This is a genomic window from Nocardia sp. NPDC059228, from assembly GCF_042754245.1.
Taxonomy (GTDB): domain Bacteria; phylum Actinomycetota; class Actinomycetes; order Mycobacteriales; family Mycobacteriaceae; genus Nocardia.
Map to the genome: position 1 here is coordinate 1 of NZ_JBHZAL010000173.1, position 1,073 is coordinate 1,073.

Below are 1,073 nucleotides of genomic sequence, written 5' to 3' on the forward strand. Positions count from 1 at the left end.
GTTCCGGACGCGGGGCTGCTGTTCATCTGCTGGCAGGCTGACCCGTTGCGGGGCTTCGTGCCGGTGCAGCGCAAGCTCGACCGGGGAGACGCCCTGTCGGAGTTCATCCGGCACGAGGCGAGCGGCCTGTACGCGGTGCCGGGCGGGGCGCGGGAGGGCGAGTACGTGGGCCAGCGGCTGCTGGAGTCCTGAGCCGGGATCTGCGGCAGGAGTCCCCGGCGGTGGTCGCCGGCCGTCCGCGGGCGTCCGCGCGCGTCCGCCGGTCGGACTAAAGTGACCACATGTCGGCCACGCGCTACACATACCTCGGCCCCGAGGGCACCTTCACCGAAGCCGCCCTCCGTACCCTTCCGGAAGCCGCCACGCGGGAGCTGGTCCCGATGGTCTCGGTGCCCGCAGCCCTCGACGCCGTACGGCACGGGGACGCCGCGGCAGCCCTCGTACCGATCGAGAACTCGGTGGAGGGCGGCGTCACCGCGACCCTCGACGAACTCGCTTCGGGCGAGCCCCTGATGATCTACCGCGAGGTGGTGCTGCCGATCGCCTTCGCGCTGCTCGTCAGGCCGGGGACGGCGCTGTCCGACATCAAGACGGTGACCGGTCATCCGGTGGCGCAGCCGCAGGTGCGCAACTGGCTGCGGGCCCATCTCCCGAACGCGCTGTGGGAGTCGGCCGCGTCGAACGCGGACGGCGCGCGGCTGGTCCAGGAGGGCCGGTTCGACGCCGCCTTCGCGGGTGAGTTCGCGGCGGCGACGTACGGGCTGGAGGCCCTGGTCACCGAGATCCACGACGCCGAGAACGCGGAGACGCGCTTCGTCCTGGTGGGCAGGCCCGCGCGCCCGTCCGCGCCGACCGGCGCGGACAAGACGTCGGTCGTGGTCTGGCTCGGCGAGGACCATCCCGGCGCGCTGCTCGAACTGCTCCAGGAGTTCGCCGTACGCGGGGTCAACCTGATGCTCATCCAGTCGCGGCCGACGGGCGCGGGCATCGGTAACTACTGCTTCGCCGTGGACGCCGAGGGCCATATCGCGGACCGTCGAGTGGGCGAGGCGCTGATGGGGCTGAAGCGGATC

1 protein-coding gene and 1 pseudogene are annotated in these 1,073 nt (G+C 72.2%); both read left to right on the forward strand.

Annotated features, from left to right (window positions below):
- Positions 1-192: pseudogene (locus ACFXKA_RS43275) on the forward strand (hypothetical protein); the annotation flags it as partial.
- 89 nt (positions 193-281) lie between these two features.
- On the forward strand, positions 282-1,073 hold a 792-nt coding region (gene pheA, locus ACFXKA_RS43280), incomplete at its 3' end, for a prephenate dehydratase (protein WP_379431953.1).